General features: G+C 34.2%; 2 protein-coding genes. Both read right to left on the bottom strand.

Annotated elements, in window-relative coordinates; translation table 11 throughout:
- Positions 1-403 (bottom strand): acyltransferase (locus LG30_RS21980; RefSeq protein WP_152599108.1); only part of this gene is annotated, 403 nt, incomplete at its 3' end.
- Positions 393-778, bottom strand: a 386-nt coding sequence (locus LG30_RS22695; RefSeq protein ID WP_238566398.1) for a glycosyltransferase family protein, incomplete at its 5' end; no start/stop codon positions are given. The genes LG30_RS21980 and LG30_RS22695, both read right to left, overlap by 11 nt.

Here is a 778-nt window from a genome sequence, read left to right as displayed (position 1 = left end):
GGATTACAGCACCAAACCCAATAAAGCAGTTCTCTCCTATATCAGTAGGACTAATTACGTGGGGCTGTTCTAATATATGCTGGCCAATCTTGGTATACTCATGATCAATGTTTGTTATCATAACATTTTGAAGAATTGTTGAATTATTGCCAATATTCAAATTCCTTGCTGAAGTAATGTGTACGTTTTGAGCAATCGCCACATTATTTCCAATTGAAATCCTACCATTCTCTCCAATAGCTTCCATTCTTGCATTAGGGAAAATACGTACATTCTTACCGATATATATACTTCTGAAACCGCCGATATATATCGGCTTACCTATATATGATGGTAATAAAAATCTACCAAAAAAAATTTTGTAAAATAGCCCCCTAAAGATCCAAAAAATCTTAAACACCATAATGCCTCCTTATGATTCTGCTTAGAGCCTTGTACACGAGCTGTACTCTGGATGCGATCTTTATATACATTGCTCTGTGAGATCCATTCGGATTGACAGTACTAGATACTGCATTTGGATGACGACGATATAAAAAGGTAGGTTTGGGATCAAAGAAAACTCTGAATTTTATATCTGCAATAAAACCAATCCACCAATCATGATACATCATCAAATTTAATGGAATAGGCATAAAGCAATCATAAATAGAGCGCTTAAAAGCAAGACCACACCCCAAATAGCTACTACTAACAATGTTCTTTAAAAATCCTTTTTTTGAGTTGGTTTTATTGAAATATGATCCTATTATTATGTCTTTATTATGGTCAATGACAC

Source organism: Aeromonas aquatica (genome assembly GCF_000764655.1).
Taxonomy (GTDB): Bacteria; Pseudomonadota; Gammaproteobacteria; order Enterobacterales; family Aeromonadaceae; genus Aeromonas; species Aeromonas aquatica.
This window is presented reverse-complemented; position numbering and strand designations above follow the sequence as displayed.